Source organism: Rhizobium sp. BT03, assembly GCF_030053155.1.
GTDB lineage: Bacteria > Pseudomonadota > Alphaproteobacteria > Rhizobiales > Rhizobiaceae > Rhizobium.
Genome location: NZ_CP125640.1, coordinates 153,275 through 169,156, shown reverse-complemented (window position 1 = coordinate 169,156; position 15,882 = coordinate 153,275). Strand labels below are relative to the sequence as shown.

Below are 15,882 nucleotides of genomic sequence, written 5' to 3'. Positions count from 1 at the left end.
CAGCGTCCGGCTCATTGATCAGAAACCGGCCTGCGCCGCCAGCGCCGTCGGACTCAATTCTGTGTGACAGAGATCCTGCTTGGCGCCGCGCAGAAGTTCACACAAAATTATGAAATTATTAGTTAATTTTTTACCGAATTTTCGCATCCGGGCCAGTGGGGCGAAAACGCCCACACGCATAAAATTTTCAAAGTGGCCTAAAAAGCACGCCGCACAACCCACGAAAACATGACTTCCAATTTCAATATTTCCTGTGGCGTCCGGTTTTCTTGTCCGCCGTTCCAACCTATAAGACCTCATCTTTCTCAGATGACCGAAAACAGCATGTAAAGGGAAGGCAAGGCCGATGACCGCAACTCGCACCGAAACCGATACTTTTGGCCCGATCGACGTTGCCGCCGACCGATATTGGGGCGCCCAGGCCGAGCGTTCGCTCGGCAATTTCAAGATCGGCTGGGAAAAGCAGCCGCTGTCGATCGTGCGTGCGCTCGGCATTGTCAAGCAGGCCGCCGCCCGCGCCAACATGTCGCTCGGCCAGCTCGATCCTGCACTTGGCAAGGCAATCGTCGACGCCGCCCAGGAAGTGATCGAGGGCAAGCTCGACGAGCATTTTCCGCTTGTCGTCTGGCAGACTGGTTCGGGCACGCAGTCCAACATGAATGCCAATGAGGTGATCTCCAATCGTGCCATAGAAATGCTTGGCGGCGTCATGGGTTCCAAGAAGCCGGTGCATCCGAACGATCACGTCAATATGAGCCAGTCGTCGAACGACACCTACCCGACGGCGATGCACATCGCCTGCGCCGAACGGATCGCTCATCACCTGCTGCCATCCCTGAAGCACCTGCATGCCGCCCTCGACATGAAGGTCACCGAATTCAGCCACATCATCAAGATCGGCCGCACCCACACCCAGGACGCGACGCCGCTGACGCTCGGCCAGGAATTTTCCGGTTATGCCGCCCAGGTCGGCTCCGCCATCAGGCGCATCGAAATGACCCTGCCCGGCCTCTGCGAACTCGCCCAGGGCGGCACCGCCGTCGGCACCGGCCTCAATGCGCCAATCGGTTTCGCCGAGAAGGTGGCCGAAGAAATCGCCGCCATAACGGCCCTGCCCTTCGTCACCGCACCGAACAAGTTCGAGGCGCTTGCCTCGCATGACAGCATGGTCTTTTCCCATGGCGCCATCAATGCGGCAGCTGCCGCCCTCTTCAAGATCGCCAACGACATCCGCTTGCTCGGCTCCGGCCCGCGCGCCGGCCTCGGCGAACTGGCGCTGCCGGAAAACGAGCCCGGCTCGTCGATCATGCCCGGCAAGGTCAATCCGACCCAGTGCGAGGCGCTGACGCAGGTCTGCATCCACATCTTCGGCAATCATGCCGCCCTGACTTTCGCCGACAGCCAGGGCCATTTCGAGCTCAACGTCTACAATCCGATGATGGCCTATAATTTCCTGCAGTCGGTGCAGCTGCTCGCCGACGCCGCCGTCTCCTTCACCGACAACTGCGTCGTCGGCATCGAGGCACGCGAAGACAACATCAAGGCCGGCCTCGACCGCTCGCTGATGCTGGTAACCGCGCTCGCCCCGAAAATCGGCTACGACGCCGCCGCCAAGATCGCCAAGACCGCGCATAAGAATGGCACGACGCTGAAGGAAGAGGCGCTTGCGAGTGGACTGGTCTCGGCCGAAGATTACGACGCCATCGTCCGGCCGGAAACGATGATCGGGCCGAAATAGAAAACGAGGGCTGCCCCTCATCCGGCTGCCGCCACCTTCTCCCCGTAAACGGGGCGAAGGGGATATGCCGCAAGCTCTCCACGTCCCCTCTCCCCGTTTTTACGGGGAGAGGGTTAGGGTGAGGGGCAAACCGCGCACCCGAGCCAGTTCACACCAACAGCGAAAAATTGTCCATCACCACCGAATTGCCCATGAAATCGAAGCTGATTTCTTCAATGTCTTCGATATTCACCTCGAGACTGGGACCGGTAACCTCAAGCTCCTGCTGATAGACGATCTGCCCGTCGTTCAAAGCGGTGAGCGTTAGGTGAAACGGCGATGCCGACAATTCGGCGATCGAAACGCCCTGAAAGGTAAACTCGCCGCCATCGACCATTTTCAACGTCACGGGCGCTGAACCCGGGGATAGCACGGTATCGCTGAAACCGTCCTCGGTGATGGCGTCGACACCAGGGATGGTATCGTAGACGATGCCGTTCAGAAGCGTCAGCTCCTGACTGCCGTTCACGGAGAGCGCAAAGCCCCGATAGTCCGGAAGGAAAAAATTATCTGCCCTCGACGTGACGCCCATGTCGTCGAAATCCAGGACCTCGTGGTATTTTTCGCCTTCGTTGACGCCGTCGATCGCCAGCGTCAGCACGCCGAGGTCCGTGCCCCCCGAGCCATCGGACATCTTGTAGCTCAGCGTCTCGATGAGCTGATCGTATTTCCCTAAATTCTTCACCACGTCGAGCGTGTAGTCCAGCTCGTACGTGAAGTGACCGTCAGGTTTCACCTTGAAGGTTCCGTACTTGCCTTCGATGATCGTTTCATGGTCAGGCCCATGTTTGGCGTCGATACGCACGCCATTGACGAAGCGCGCATACATCTCCGCTCCCTCGGGATCGCTGGCGAGGCGCAGCAGATCGCCCCTGATCCAGTCATGTTCGAAAAAAACGAGAAGGTCGTCGACAGCAGTTGGCTTTGCATTTGGCATTGGAAGCCCCGGCAGGTTAACGCTGCGGGAATATGAACCGGACTTGACCTGGAGGCAACCTGAAGTCGGCCGTTTCGCGACAAATGTCGATCTCGCCTTTCTTTTACTCGCCTGCCGCGTGTGACATCCCGACGGCAAAATGCAGCACGACATGGCCGCAACGCCAAACTCCGCCGCATGCAGATTGCTTTTGCCCGACAGGGGATTTAGATCGGTTCCAATTTAGCGACGCGCCCACCAGAAAGGTCACTTCGATGGCTGACGATCTCTTCCCGCTCGGCAAGGATGCCACCCCCTATCGCAAGATCAGCAGCGACCATGTCTCGGTCGACAGCTTCAAGGGCCAGGAGATCCTGACCGTCGAGCCGGAAGGCATCCGCCTGCTTGCCGAAACCGCCTTTGCCGATATCAACCACCTGCTGCGCCCCGGCCACCTGAAGCAGCTCGCCTCGATCCTCGCCGACCCCGAGGCAACCGACAATGACCGCTTCGTCGCTTACGACCTGTTGAAGAATGCCAACATCGCCGCCGGCGGCGTGCTGCCGATGTGCCAGGATACCGGCACGGCGATCATCATGGGCAAGAAGGGCCGCCGGGTCTGGACCGAGGGCGGCGATACTTCAGCCCTCGCCCGCGGCGTCATGGATGCCTATGAAAAGAAGAACCTGCGTTATTCGCAGCTCGCGCCGGTGAAAATGTTCGAGGAGAAGAATACCAGGAACAACCTGCCGGCCCAGATCGACATCTATGAGGAAGGCACCGACGCCTATGAATTCCTCTTCGTGGCCAAGGGCGGCGGCTCGGCCAACAAGACCTTCCTCTACCAGGGCACGCCGTCGCTTCTGACGCATGACCGGATGATCGACTTCCTCAAGGAGAAGATCCTGACGTTAGGGACGGCAGCCTGTCCCCCCTACCATCTGGCGATCGTCATCGGCGGCACCTCGGCCGAGATGAACCTGAAAACCGTCAAGCTCGCCTCGACCCGCTATCTCGACGAGCTGCCGACCGAGGGTTCCGAGAGCGGTCACGCCTTCCGCGATCTCGAGATGGAGAAGGAAATCCACAAGCTGACGCAGCAGATGGGCGTCGGCGCCCAGTTCGGCGGCAAGTATTTCTGTCATGACGTGCGCGTCATCCGCCTGCCCCGCCACGGCGCCTCGCTGCCGATCGGCCTCGGCGTCTCCTGTTCCGCCGACCGCCAGGCCAAGGGCAAGATCACCCGCGACGGCATCTTCATCGAACAGCTGGAAACCGATCCGTCGAAATACATGCCCGAGATCGACGAAGCGAAACTGTCGGAATCGACCGTCCATATCGACCTCAACCGGCCGATGGCCGAAGTGCTGGCCGAACTTTCCAGGCATCCGGTCAAGACGCGCCTGTCGCTCACCGGCACGATCATCGTCGCCCGCGACCTGGCGCACGCCAAGATCCGCGAGCGGCTGGAAAAGGGCGAAGGCATGCCCGATTATCTGAAAAACCACCCGGTGTACTATGCCGGCCCGGCCAAGACGCCCGCCGGATACGCCTCCGGCTCCTTCGGCCCGACGACGGCCGGCCGCATGGACAGCTACGTCGACCAGTTCCAGTCCTTCGGCGGCTCGATGGTGATGCTCGCCAAGGGCAACCGCTCGCGCGCCGTGCGCGAGGCCTGCAAGAAACATGGCGGCTTCTATCTCGGCTCGATCGGCGGCCCCGCAGCCCGCCTCGCCCAGGACTGCATCCGCAAGGTCGAAGTCTTCGAATATCCCGAACTCGGCATGGAAGCGGTCTGGAAGATCGAGGTCGAAGACTTCCCTGCCTTCATCGTCATCGACGACAAGGGCAGTGATTTCTTCCAGGAATTGAACCTGGGCTGATATCGACAAGTCGAAGACGATCTCCGGCAGAGAAGAACTGTAAGTTTTTCAGACACCGTTCTCACACAATGAGTATGCACTGTCTCGCCAAAGATACGTTTTTCCGTGCAGAATCATAGGCCTGCAAGAAGTATTGACCTATAGGGCAATTGTCGTATGTAGTATTTGGTATATATCGCTTTAATCTTTTCCCAAGAAATTTAAGCTACCAAATAGAATATTGCCTTCGAATATATGAGGAGTTCGCCGGATGAATACGGCTGTCGCGCCCAAGGTGCAGGTTCCCGATGTCGCGGGCCAGATCACCTATGCCATGCGCTCGATGGGCGTTGCGCCGATACCGCGCAATTACGAACTCTTCTACGAGGCCTATATCGGCTCCAATCCGGCGTTGACACGGGAGCTTTCAGCCCTTGGCAGCCAGGCGACGCAGGCCGAACTCGATGCGCTCGGCGCGCAATATTTCACCAGCAGCCCGGCCCGCGTCGTCGACGACGCCCATAGCCGCATATCCGGCGAACTCGACGGCCTGCTCCGGATCCTGAGACAGGAGCAGAGTTCGCTGGAAAGCTATACTAGGCTGCTTGGCGAAACCCATAAGCGCATCACCTCCAAGAGCAATGCCAGCGTCGAGCTGATCGAAAACGCCATCGAGCTCCTCAGCCAGGCGACCGGCGACACCATGGCGCACGGCGAACGCACCGTCGAGGACGTCGTTCAGCGCTCGCAGGAGATGGACCAGGTCCGCAAGGAATTGGACGAATACAAGCGTATCGCCAACACCGATTCGCTGACGCGCCTTTCCAACCGCCGCGCCTTCGACGAGCGCCTTGCCGCCGTCTTCAACAATCCCGGCATGCGGCCGGTGACGGCCCTGCTGCTTGCCGATATCGACAACTTCAAGAAGATCAACGACACCTACGGCCATCCCGTCGGCGACAAAATCCTCGCCACCGTCGCCTCCGTCATCCGCAGCAATGTCCGCCGCGACGTCTTCGTCGCCCGCGCCGGCGGCGAGGAATTCGCGCTGATCATCGATGGCAATACGCCAGAGGAAATCACCGCAATCGCCGAGCGCATCCGCCGCACGCTGGAAACCACCCCGTTCAAGAATTCCCGCACGCGGGTCAATTACGGCCCGATCACCGTCTCGATCGGCATCTGCATGGCCTCCAGCGCCGAGGATGCCGGCGAACTCTACAGCAAGACCGACATCGCCCTCTACGGCGCCAAGAATGCCGGCCGCAACTGCACCATCCTCTATCAGGACGGCATGCAGAAGGATTTCACCAAGAGCTGGCTGATCTATAAGAGCTGACGGCAATTCCGCGCCGCGGGCGCGCTGTCACCCACGGGTGACAGCGGTTTTACCACATCGTCTTCGCCGCGCGTCCCGGCCATTCCCGGTCATAGGTTTCCTGGTCGAAATCGCCGACCGCAGCCTTCAGCATCTGGCCGGGCGTCGGCAGGCCGGCGGGATCGGCGAAGTGCGCGGCATTCCACAGCTCTGCCCGCATCACGGCGCGGGCGCATTGGAAATAGACCTCGTCGATCGAGATGACGATGACGGTGCGCGGATGTTTGCCGTCCATCTCGAAGCTTGCAAGCAGCGCCTCGTCGTTGGAGACGACGCCGCGGCCGTTGATGCGCATCGTCGTGTTCGAGCCGGGGATCAAAAACATCAGCGCCAGCCTCGGATCGCGCACTATATTGGAAAGCGAATCGACGCGGTTGTTGCCGCGCCAGTCCGGCAGATGCAGCGTCCCGTCGTCGACGACGCGCACCACCCCGCCGAGATCGCCGCGCGGTGAACAGTCGAGCCCTTCCGGCCCGACGGTTGCAAGCGCGGCGAACGGCGAGATCTCGATCATCTCGCGATAAAGCGGCGTCAGTCGCCTGGTCACCTTGTCGACCGAGGCCTGTGACAGGCCGGCGCCGTAGATCGTGTTGAGCTCTTCGATGCTGCTGATGATTTTCATGAGGCGTCCCGCCGCGGCTTGATCTTCGCGCCGGACGCTACAATGCCGCGCGCCGCGCCGGAAGCTCAAAAAACGGAATGATCTCCGCAACTTTTTTGATGCTTTCGTCAAGCGCGCCCTCTTCACCCCGATCGCCGTCGAGAAAAGCCGCAATCGCGCCAAACACCGGCGCTGCGCCGACGATGCGCCGGTGCCCGAAGCCGTTCGCCCAGAACAGGCGCACACTTGCACCCGCCGCACCGTACCGCCTGGCATGGGCCGGCGGCACCTCCTTGTCGTCCTCGGCATGGATGACGAGCACCGGCCGGCCGATGCCGCCTGCCGTATTGTCCGCGTCGAACGCCTCAAGTCGCCGACCGGTGACGCGATAAACCTCATTCTCCAGCGCGGCCTGCGCCGCGGGGCGAAGGCCGATCATCCGGCCGAAATCGACAAACAGCCAGCGCATCTCGCTTGGCGCGCCGATCAGCACCAGCCGTTCGCAGGCAACAGGCGCCATGTCGGGCAGCAGGCCGGCCGCCGAGACCATCAGCGCCGCACCGCCAAAGGAATGGCCGATGACCGCATCGAAGGTGCCGAACCGCTCCCGGGCCGCGGCGATCGCACCGACCGCAAGCCCCATATGCAGGGAACGCCCGCCGGCGCGCCCGTGGCCGGGAAAATCGAGCGCCACCACTTCCGCACCGGTTGCCGCAAGCATCGAGACGAGCTCGGCCATATATTCGCCACTCGAGCCCCAGCCATGGGTCACCAGGAAACGCTGGCGTTTCCCTCTCGCCCCGCCGTTCAGCCGATAGGCATGCGCTTTCGCCCCGCTGGCAAGCTTGAGGGTAAAATACTCAGCGCCGGCAAGCCGGGCCGCGCCCGCGGCATGCGCCGCCTTTGCCTTCGCGCCCTTCGGCCGCGGCGACGGTGTGCGGCAGAACAGCCGGAACGCCATCCTGCCAGCCAGCTCCGGTGAAACCGCCTGCAGAGCCGAAAAACCCAGACGGGTGACCTCCAGCGCAAAATTTGCCATAGTGAGAATCCAAAATACTGTTCAACACTGAACAATAAAGTACAACGATGAACAAAAATCAATCCCTTCCCTGGGATCATCCGCGTTTTCGCAGCTGGATCGCGGTGGCGCGCGCCTGCCAGCTGATGCAGCAGTCGCTGACCCGCTCGCTTGCCGATCTCGACATCAAGCCGCCGCACCTCGATATTCTGGTCAATCTCTATCGTTTCGAAGGCATCTCGCAGCAGGAGCTGGCGCGCAAGCTGCTGGTCGGCCGCTCCAATATGAGCATGCTCTTGCCGCAGATGGAAAAACGGGAGCTGATCGAGCGGCGCGGCGACGCGCGCGACAAGCGCGTGCTGCGCCTCTACCTCACTGGGGAAGGCCGCCGGCTGACCGAGGCGGCGATGGCGATCCAGACCGCCCTCATCGAGCGCACGCTGTCCGACGAACCGATCGAACAATGCATGGCGACTGCAGATTCTATGGAGCGCATCATCGGCGTGCTGCTACAGGATCTCAGGGACGAGGACTGATGATCAATGCAGCGTCGGCGCCGGCGATGTACCGCTCAGCGAGCGGTATTCCCAGGCCGCGACGACGATCAGCACCACCGTCGCCAGAATGCCCAGCAGATAGATCTCGATGAAGGGGGCTGCGAAGGCGAGCAGGATCAGCAACACGAGGCCGGCAAGATGCGACAGCGGCAGCTGGCCGCTGGTCGCGCCCTTGAACCAGAGATTGCCGATCAGGAACAGGCCGGAGCCGCCGAGCACCGCCGCAGCGATGCCGAAATCGCCGGTCTCGTGCGGATGCGAGAACATGAACTCGACGGCCACCGCATGCACGATGATGCCGGCCAAGATCGGGATATGTCCATAGGTGAAGGCCTGCCGCGCCAACGCCCCCGGCGTCGCCTCATGCTCGATGCGGTGGGCGGCGCGCCCGTGGCCGAAACGGAAATAAAGCCACCACATGGCGACCGTGCCGACGAAGCCGGTGACGAAGACGATCCCGGTCAATCCTGAAACCGGCAGCTCCGAAAAGGTTCGTCCGGAAACCAGGATCGCTTCGCCGAGGCAGATGATGACGAAGAGCGCGCAGCGCTCGGCCATATGCGCGCCGGAGACATCCCAGTCGCTGGGAACGGAGCGGCCGAGGCCCGGCACCGCAAAGCCCGCGGCCGGCCCGGCATATTCGATCGCCAGCGCGATCACCCAGGCGATCAGCCGGGCTTCATGCTCCAGCAGCCCGCCGGCAATCCAGAAGACGCCGGCAACGATGAGCCAGGTGGTGATGCGGACGAAATTCAGCGTATTGGCGCGGTCGACGCGCGTCATCGCATAGGTCGCAAACAGCGAGCGCCCGACCTGCATCGCCACATAGGCGCCGGCAAAGAGCAGCCCCTTGTCGCCGAAGGCCTCGGGAATAGAGGCTGACAGCAGCAGCCCCAGCATCATCAGCGCCACAAGCATGCCGCGCACCGGCATCTTGTCGGGATCGAGCCAGTTGGTCACCCAGGCGGTGAAGATCCATACCCACCAGACCGCAAAGGTCATCAATGCCGCCTCGGCGGCACCAAGCGGCGTATAATGAGCGGCAAGCGCATGCGAAAGCTGCGAGATCGAAAAGACGAAGACCAGGTCGAAGAACAGTTCGAGGAAGGTCACCTTGCTGCCGGCCGCACTCCCCTTGGCGCGCAGCCAGTTCTTTCCGTTCGCTTTTGTCATGTATCCCCCGATACCCGTTGATTTCAGCGCGGCTTTTCCGCCGTGTCGCGGTTCATGCCTTTTTCGCGGAGCTCGTCCTCATAGGCCGAAAACAGCTCCGCGCCCCGTTCGCCGAGTTCGCGCAGATAAGTCCAGGTATAGATGCCGGTATCGTGCATGTCGTCGAAACCGATCCTGACGGCATAATTGCCGGTCGGCGTCATCGAGATGATCGCGACGTTGCGCTTGCCCGGCACCGTCACCCGCTGCCCCGGCCCGTGGCCCTGCACCTCGGCCGACGGCGACAGCACGCGCAAGAGTTCGGCCGACAGGTCGAAGCTCCGGCCATCGTCGAAGGTTATCGCCAGCCTCTGCCGGTCTTTCGAAACGCGAAGTTCGCTCGGCCAGATATCGCTCATCATCTTGTCCTCTTCTTCTGCGAGGAGTAGGCGCTGATGTTTTTCAGCGCAAGCTGAAATTGGCATGCGCGCACCGGCTGTTTCCCTTGACGCGACAATAGCATATGCCCACATTGAAGAGACTACGGAGATACAGGTGAATACCAGGGTAGGAACAATAGGCAACGCATCGCCGCTCACGGCGGATGCACATCCGATGATCGACCCTTTCGGCCGGGCGGTCACCTATCTCCGCGTCTCCGTCACCGACCGCTGCGATTTCCGCTGCACTTATTGCATGGCCGAGAACATGACCTTCCTGCCGAAGAAGGACCTGTTGACGCTTGAGGAACTCGACCGTCTCTGTTCCGCCTTCGTCGCCAAGGGGGTGAGGAAGATCAGGCTCACCGGCGGCGAGCCGCTGGTGCGCAAGAACATCATGTATCTCGTGCGCCGGCTCGGCGAAAAGATCGGCGCCGGTCTCGACGAGCTGACGCTGACGACCAACGGCTCGCAGCTCGCCCGCCATGCCGAGGAACTCTATGATTGCGGCGTGCGCCGCATCAATGTCTCGCTCGATACGCTCGACCCCGACAAGTTCCGCAAGATCACCCGCTGGGGCGATTTCGCCAAGGTGATGGAAGGCATCGACGCCGCTCAGAAAGCCGGCATCAGGATCAAGCTCAACGCCGTGGCGCTGAAGGATTTCAACGACGTGGAGATGCCCGATCTCCTGCGTTTCGCCCATGGCCGCGGCATGGACCTGACCGTCATCGAAACCATGCCGATGGGCGAGATCGACGAGGACCGCACCGACCAATACCTGCCGCTCTCCGAGCTGCGCGCCGATCTGGAAAAGCAGTTCACCCTCACCGATATCGATTACCAGACCGGCGGCCCGGCCCGTTACGTCAGGGTTACTGAGACCGGCGGCCGCCTCGGCTTCATCACGCCGATGACCCATAATTTCTGCGAGAGCTGCAACCGAGTCCGCCTCACCTGCACCGGCACGCTCTATATGTGCCTCGGCCAGAACGACGCCGCCGATCTGCGCGCAGCGCTCCGCGCCAGCGAAGACGACGCCCTCCTCCACACCGCCATCGACGAGGCCATCACCCGCAAACCAAAGGGCCACGACTTCATCATCGACCGCACGCATAACCGGCCGGCGGTGGCGCGGCACATGAGTGTCACCGGCGGGTGATAAATTGGTGAGAACGCCCACGCCGCCCCCTCACCTGTGAATCCAGCCACGGCGCGGTCGCGCCTCAAGGCACTCACCTCTCCACCCTCATTCCTATGCTCGTCACAGGAATCCAGTGCGCCCAAGTCCTTGGGCCTTCGAGCGAAGCATACCGTCAGCCCATCAACCGCAAAGCACACCGATCAGCACGGTATACCGACCGTTGGCCGCACGGCACACCGATCAACCCTCATCCTGAGGTGTGAAGCCCATAGGGCGTAGCCTCGAAGGACGAGGGCGGGTGACAGTACGCCACAGCAGCATCCGCATTACTGGATAGCGCACCGGTGGCCGCCCTCGTCCTTCGAGGCCCCTGCGGGGCACCTCAGGATGAGGTCGGAGCGAGGACGTCGCCTATCCTCCGAGCATCAGCGCCAGACGATTCCGCAGATCCACCTCAAGGATGAGGACCCGTGGAGAAATGCCGTATCCTGACGCGCCAACACCCAAGAGAGCCTCATCCTGAGGCGCGTAGCCCACAGGGCGAAGCCTCGAAGGACGAGGCGGGCGCTCCCGCTCCAGCCACAGCCGCGAAAGCCCCCGACCCCATCAGTCGATCAATCGCTGCGCGGTAAACTTGTCCGTAACCAGCATATCGATCACCCCGACGCGGAGCGCGCCTGCGATAGCGTCGGTCTTTTTGGATCCGCCGGCGAGCGCAATGACCCGATCCACGCGTTCAAGATCCTCGAGCGGAAGCCCGATGACCCGATCATCAAGGGGCGTCTTCACCGGCCTGCCGTTCTTATCGAAGAAGCGCAGCGAGATGTCGCCGACGGCGCCCGCTTCCGCGAGATCGGAGAGTTCGCGAGACGAAAAGATGTTGCCGGAGCGTGCGAGAAGTTCGGACGGTTCGACGGCTCCTATACCGACGATCGCCAGCGTTATGCTGCCGAACAGGTCCATCGTCTCGCGGACGAACGGGTCGGCCTGCATCAGAAGCTTTGCCTCCCTGGATGACGTCACGCCCTGCACGGGGAGCAGTTTCGGCTCGGCGCCGGTCAGCCGTGCAAGCCGCGTGGTCAGCTGGGTCGCATGCGTCTGCACGGAAGGATCGCCCATGCCGCCAAGGGTCTGGACGACATATTTCACCTGAGCGCTCTTCTGCGGGTGAATGTTTTCGACCATCTTGAAAATGGTCTGGCTCCAGCTAGAAACGCCGATGATCTCCCCCGGCGCAAGCGTCACCTCCAGGAGGTGGGCCGCCGCCTCTCCGATACGGGCCATGATGGCGCCGTCCCGATCTTCCGTGCACTCCACGACGACCGCCTCCGGCAGATCGTATTTCTCGCGAAGCGCGCCCTCGAGCTCGCTATAGGTGCCGACGGGAGGGATGACGCTGGTTCGCACGATATCTTCGGCCTCGGCACGCTTGAGCATGCGCGACACCGTCGCCTGCGACAGGCGAAGGTGCTCTGCGATCTCCGCCTGACGCCGCCCCTCCAAGTGGTACATCTGGGCGACCCTTGAAATGAGACGGAGTTCGTTGAGGCGAGTCATCGCTAATCCCAGAGTGAATTTTTATTCACCTTTAGCCTGTGTTTCGCGGCACGTCGAGCGGGCGAGCGCATCATTCCAGCCATCGAGAAGCCCCGCCCGATCCACGGGTTGCGGCTCGATGGTTTGGGTGTTTCGCGGCAGCTCCGCGACAACAGGGAGATCGCTCCACAAACCGAGTGACAGCCCCGCCAGATAGGCAGCGCCCAGAGCCGAAGCCTCGGGTGCTTCGCATTGGATCACCGGATGTTGGATGAGGTTCGAGACGCACTGCATCAGGAAGCGGTTCTGGCTCGGTCCCCCATCCACATAGAGCGCGCCGAGTTCGCCGCCGCTCTGTGCCCGCATGGCCGCGATCACGTCATGCACCTGGAAGGCGATGGAATCGGTGACCGACCGGGCCATCTGCGCCCGTGTCGTATTGAAGTTGATCTGGGAGAACAGGGCGCGGGCATCAGCGTTCCAGTAAGGTGCGCCCAGTCCGACGAATGCCGGCACGAAGCCGGGTCCGCCCGGCGCGGCACTTTCCGCAAGTTCGACAAGGGCCGCCACATCCGCAAGGCCGAGAATATCGACCATCCACGGAAGGCTGGCGGCGCAAACGAGAATATTGCCTTCGAAGGCGAAAGTCGGCTTTCCCCCGATACGCCACGCGACCGTGGTTGTGACGCCGTTGCGCGGGGCAATGAATTGCGAAAGCGTCGTCATGATAGAAGAGCCGGTTCCGAAGGTCACCTTGCCATCGCCCGGCTTGAAGGCTCCATGGCCGAACAAGGCTGCGTGGCTGTCGCCGATCGCGGCCATGATGGGAGTACCATCCGGCACCCCCGGCAATCCTTGCGTTCTGCCGAAATCGGCGGAGCTGTCGAGCACCTCGGGCAGGAGCGCGATATCGACGCCGAAGATCTCGCCAAGCTCCTCGCTCCATCTCTGCTCCCGCAGATCGAACAGCTGGCTCCTGGCGGCATTCGACGCATCGCAGACATGCCGGCGTCCGCCGGTCAGGCAGTGGATGAGCCAACTGTCGATCGTTCCGAGCCGCACCGATCGCCCGGCCGGAATACGGTCGAGCAGCCATCGGAATTTCGAACCCGGAAACATCGGATCCAACGGCAGGCCGGTCAGCGCCTGCACACGATCGAGGCGGCCTTCGGCAATCAGACGTTCGCAATCCGGCGCCGTTCGACGGCACTGCCAGCTGACCACCGGTCCGAGCGGCTCTCCCGTTTCGGCGTCCCAGGCGGTGACGGACTCGCGCTGGTTGGAAATGGCGACCACCTCGATGCTCACAGCCGGGCTGGCCTTCAGGCAGGCCTCGATCGCTTCGCAGACCGATGCGTAGAGCCGGCGCGGATCTTGTTCGACCCAGCCCGGCTTCGGATAGGAGATGCCGACAGGAGCCGACCCTCTGCCGACGATCTCTCCCCTTTCGGAAACGAGAACTGCCTTTGAATTGGTCGTACCCTGGTCGATTGCCAGAATTGCCCGCATTCTATCCTCCCCAGATCAGGTCCCGGCCGGTCTCTGGATCCCATTACTTGCGCTTGATCAGTGCCTGCGCGGCGTCGGCTATGGCGGACGGCGCCATCCCGAATTCGTCGAGCAGAAACTCTGCCGAACCTGTGGGGGCATAGACGCCGGGAACGCCGAGACGTTTCATCGGCACCGGGGCATTGTCGACCACCACTTCGGCGACCGCCGAGCCCAACCCGCCAAAGGTCGAATGCTCTTCGGCTGTAACGATCGCTCCGGTTTCCCTCGCCGCGGCGATGATAGCTTCCTCGTCGATCGGACGAACCGTCGCAAGGTTGAGCACCCTGGCATTGACGCCGCGCTCAGCAAGGATTTCGGCAGCCTTCAGAATGCGATGCGTCAAAGTGCCGTTGGCGATGAGCGTGACGTCGGAACCCTGGCGAAGGAGATTCGCCTTGCCGAGTTCGAACTTATGGCCTTCCGGAAGCAGGTCCGGCACGCCGACCCGTGACAGGCGCAGGAAGCAGGGCCCGTCATAACTCGCGGCCCAGGCGACGGCTGCGGCGGTTTCGATGCGGTCACAAGGCGCAATAACCGGAAGATTGGGCAGGACCCGCAGCCAGGCGAAATCTTCGATTGAGTGATGCGTCGGGCCAAGTTCGCCATAGGCCATTCCGGAAGAAATGCCGACCAGCTTGACGTTGGCATTCGAGTAGGAAATATCGGCCTTGATCTGCTCCAGCGACCGCCCGGTGAGAAACGGAGCGGCGGCGCACACGAATGGAAGACGCCCGCCATTGGCAAGGCCCGCTCCAACGCCGACCATGTTTTGCTCGGCAATGCCGACGTTGACGAGGCGCTCTCCAAACTTCGACTTGAAGCCGCCGAGCTTGGAGGAACCGACGGAGTCGTTGCAGACGGCAACGATCGTTTCGTTTTCAGCTGCCAGCCGCTCGAGCGTGGCGGCAAAGGCGTCGCGGCAATCGTGGAGCTTGGGTGGGTTTACTGGCGCGTTCATTAGAGTGCCTCCGACAATTCTGCCAATGCGATTTCGTATTGTTCCCTATTGGGCACCTTGTGATGCCAGTCGACCCGGTCCTGCATGAACGAAATTCCATGGCCCTTATTGGTATGGGCGACGATGCAATGCGGTTTCGATCCTCGATGTTCGAGCGCAGGAACGATCTCCCTCATGGTATTGCCGTTGATCTCGGTGACCTCCCAATCGAAGGCCTCGAGCTTCGGCCGAAGCGGCGCGAGATCGTTGGTTTCCGAAAGCGCCGCCCCCTGCTGGAACCTGTTGTGGTCGATCACCAGCGTCAAGTTGTCGAGCTTGAACTGCGCGGCCGCCATGATCGCTTCCCAGTTGGAGCCCTCCTGCATCTCACCGTCGCCGGTGACGACATAGGTGCGATATCCAGCGCCCGAGAGCTTGGCGGCTTTCGCCATTCCGACTGCCACAGGAAGACCGTGGCCGAGCGGCCCGGTATTGGTTTCGACGCCGGGAACCTTGTTGCAATTCGGATGGCCGTTCAGCCTCGAATGCGGCTGTAGAAAGGTGGAAATCTCCTCCTCCGGAATGAAGCCGCGCTTTGCGAGCGTCACATACAAAGCGCATGCCGTATGCCCCTTTGAAAGAACGAACCTGTCGCGGTCGGGATGTCTCGGCTGATCCGGCCAGACATTCAGGACACGAAAATAGAGCGCCGTCAAAATGTCGACGACCGACATCTCCCCGCCAATATGGCCGGCGCCCGCTTCAAAGACCGCCTGGAGATCGCGCAATCGGATCTCGCGGGCGACCCGCTCAAGTTCTGTCGTATCCATCGATTCCTCGCCTGCATAAATATTCACTACTAGATATTTTTGCACAAGAAGCCGATTAGTCAACCCCTTTATACCAACTGCCGCCAACATCCATCCAACGAAATCTTGTTGACAGCCGGAAAGCAAGTTGTTAATGAATTTTCCAGCAGGCGTGAATATTTATTCTCACCTGAACGAATATCG

At 61.4% G+C, this 15,882-nt stretch carries 15 protein-coding genes; 5 read left to right on the top strand and 10 right to left on the bottom strand.

The genetic code is table 11. The annotated features are described in order from the left end of the window. Window positions 1-18: 18 nt before the first annotated feature. A complete protein-coding gene (locus QMO80_RS00860) occupies window positions 19-285 on the bottom strand; it encodes a hypothetical protein (RefSeq protein ID WP_283198487.1) in 267 nt (88 codons plus the stop codon). Between the two features lie 61 nt (window positions 286-346). Between QMO80_RS00860 and fumC the strand changes: the two genes are divergently transcribed. Next, window positions 347-1,738 carry a class II fumarate hydratase gene (gene fumC, locus QMO80_RS00855; RefSeq protein ID WP_283198486.1) on the top strand — a complete coding sequence of 464 codons (1,392 nt, stop codon included), beginning with the start codon at window positions 347-349 and terminating at the stop codon, window positions 1,736-1,738. A 148-nt stretch (window positions 1,739-1,886) separates the two neighbouring features. Here the strand turns inward: fumC and QMO80_RS00850 are convergent, their stop codons facing one another. Further along, entirely contained in the window at window positions 1,887-2,714 is an 828-nt protein-coding gene (locus QMO80_RS00850) for a VCBS domain-containing protein (protein ID WP_283198485.1), read from the bottom strand. A gap of 254 nt (window positions 2,715-2,968) precedes the next feature. On the opposite strand from QMO80_RS00850, the gene QMO80_RS00845 reads away from it, so the two are divergent. Together QMO80_RS00845 and QMO80_RS00840 are read left to right on the top strand one after the other, a co-directional pair. Further along, window positions 2,969-4,576, top strand: a complete 1,608-nt coding sequence (locus tag QMO80_RS00845; RefSeq protein WP_283198484.1) for a fumarate hydratase — start codon at window positions 2,969-2,971, stop codon at window positions 4,574-4,576. Between the two features lie 250 nt (window positions 4,577-4,826). Then, entirely contained in the window at window positions 4,827-5,894 is a 1,068-nt protein-coding gene (locus tag QMO80_RS00840) for a GGDEF domain-containing protein (RefSeq protein WP_065092374.1), read from the top strand. Window positions 5,895-5,943: 49 nt separating this feature from the next. Here QMO80_RS00840 and QMO80_RS00835 read toward each other — a convergent pair whose 3' ends face one another. Together QMO80_RS00835 and QMO80_RS00830 are read right to left on the bottom strand one after the other, a co-directional pair. Next, window positions 5,944-6,555 carry a pyridoxamine 5'-phosphate oxidase family protein gene (locus QMO80_RS00835; RefSeq protein ID WP_283198483.1) on the bottom strand — a complete coding sequence of 204 codons (612 nt, stop codon included), beginning with the start codon at window positions 6,553-6,555 and terminating at the stop codon, window positions 5,944-5,946. 37 nt (window positions 6,556-6,592) lie between these two features. Next, on the bottom strand, window positions 6,593-7,573 hold the full coding sequence (locus QMO80_RS00830) for an alpha/beta hydrolase (RefSeq protein WP_283198482.1): 981 nt from the start codon (window positions 7,571-7,573) through the stop codon (window positions 6,593-6,595). 47 nt (window positions 7,574-7,620) lie between these two features. On the opposite strand from QMO80_RS00830, the gene QMO80_RS00825 reads away from it, so the two are divergent. Next, the gene (locus QMO80_RS00825; RefSeq protein ID WP_116273554.1) at window positions 7,621-8,088 is read left to right on the top strand and encodes a MarR family winged helix-turn-helix transcriptional regulator; all 468 of its coding nucleotides are present in this window, start codon (window positions 7,621-7,623) and stop codon (window positions 8,086-8,088) included. A gap of 3 nt (window positions 8,089-8,091) precedes the next feature. Here QMO80_RS00825 and QMO80_RS00820 read toward each other — a convergent pair whose 3' ends face one another. Together QMO80_RS00820 and QMO80_RS00815 are read right to left on the bottom strand one after the other, a co-directional pair. After that, on the bottom strand, window positions 8,092-9,282 hold the full coding sequence (locus QMO80_RS00820) for a low temperature requirement protein A (protein WP_283198481.1): 1,191 nt from the start codon (window positions 9,280-9,282) through the stop codon (window positions 8,092-8,094). A gap of 23 nt (window positions 9,283-9,305) precedes the next feature. After that, window positions 9,306-9,680, bottom strand: a complete 375-nt coding sequence (locus QMO80_RS00815; RefSeq protein ID WP_283200082.1) for a DUF971 domain-containing protein — start codon at window positions 9,678-9,680, stop codon at window positions 9,306-9,308. Between the two features lie 136 nt (window positions 9,681-9,816). Between QMO80_RS00815 and moaA the strand changes: the two genes are divergently transcribed. Further along, the gene (gene moaA / locus QMO80_RS00810) at window positions 9,817-10,863 is read left to right on the top strand and encodes a GTP 3',8-cyclase MoaA (protein WP_283198480.1); all 1,047 of its coding nucleotides are present in this window, start codon (window positions 9,817-9,819) and stop codon (window positions 10,861-10,863) included. 588 nt (window positions 10,864-11,451) lie between these two features. Here the strand turns inward: moaA and QMO80_RS00805 are convergent. From QMO80_RS00805 to QMO80_RS00790, 4 genes are read right to left on the bottom strand one after another with little or no spacing between them, the layout of a single operon-like run. Then, window positions 11,452-12,402: a sugar-binding transcriptional regulator gene (locus QMO80_RS00805; RefSeq protein WP_283198479.1), complete on the bottom strand. Its 951-nt coding sequence runs from the start codon at window positions 12,400-12,402 to the stop codon at window positions 11,452-11,454. Between the two features lie 21 nt (window positions 12,403-12,423). Then, the gene (locus tag QMO80_RS00800; RefSeq protein ID WP_283198478.1) at window positions 12,424-13,890 is read right to left on the bottom strand and encodes an FGGY family carbohydrate kinase; all 1,467 of its coding nucleotides are present in this window, start codon (window positions 13,888-13,890) and stop codon (window positions 12,424-12,426) included. Between the two features lie 43 nt (window positions 13,891-13,933). Then, window positions 13,934-14,890, bottom strand: a complete 957-nt coding sequence (locus tag QMO80_RS00795) for a transketolase family protein (protein WP_283198477.1) — start codon at window positions 14,888-14,890, stop codon at window positions 13,934-13,936. Next, entirely contained in the window at window positions 14,890-15,699 is an 810-nt protein-coding gene (locus QMO80_RS00790) for a transketolase (protein ID WP_283198476.1), read from the bottom strand. Before QMO80_RS00790 ends, QMO80_RS00795 begins: the two co-directional genes overlap by 1 nt. Between the last annotated feature and the right edge of the window lie 183 nt (window positions 15,700-15,882).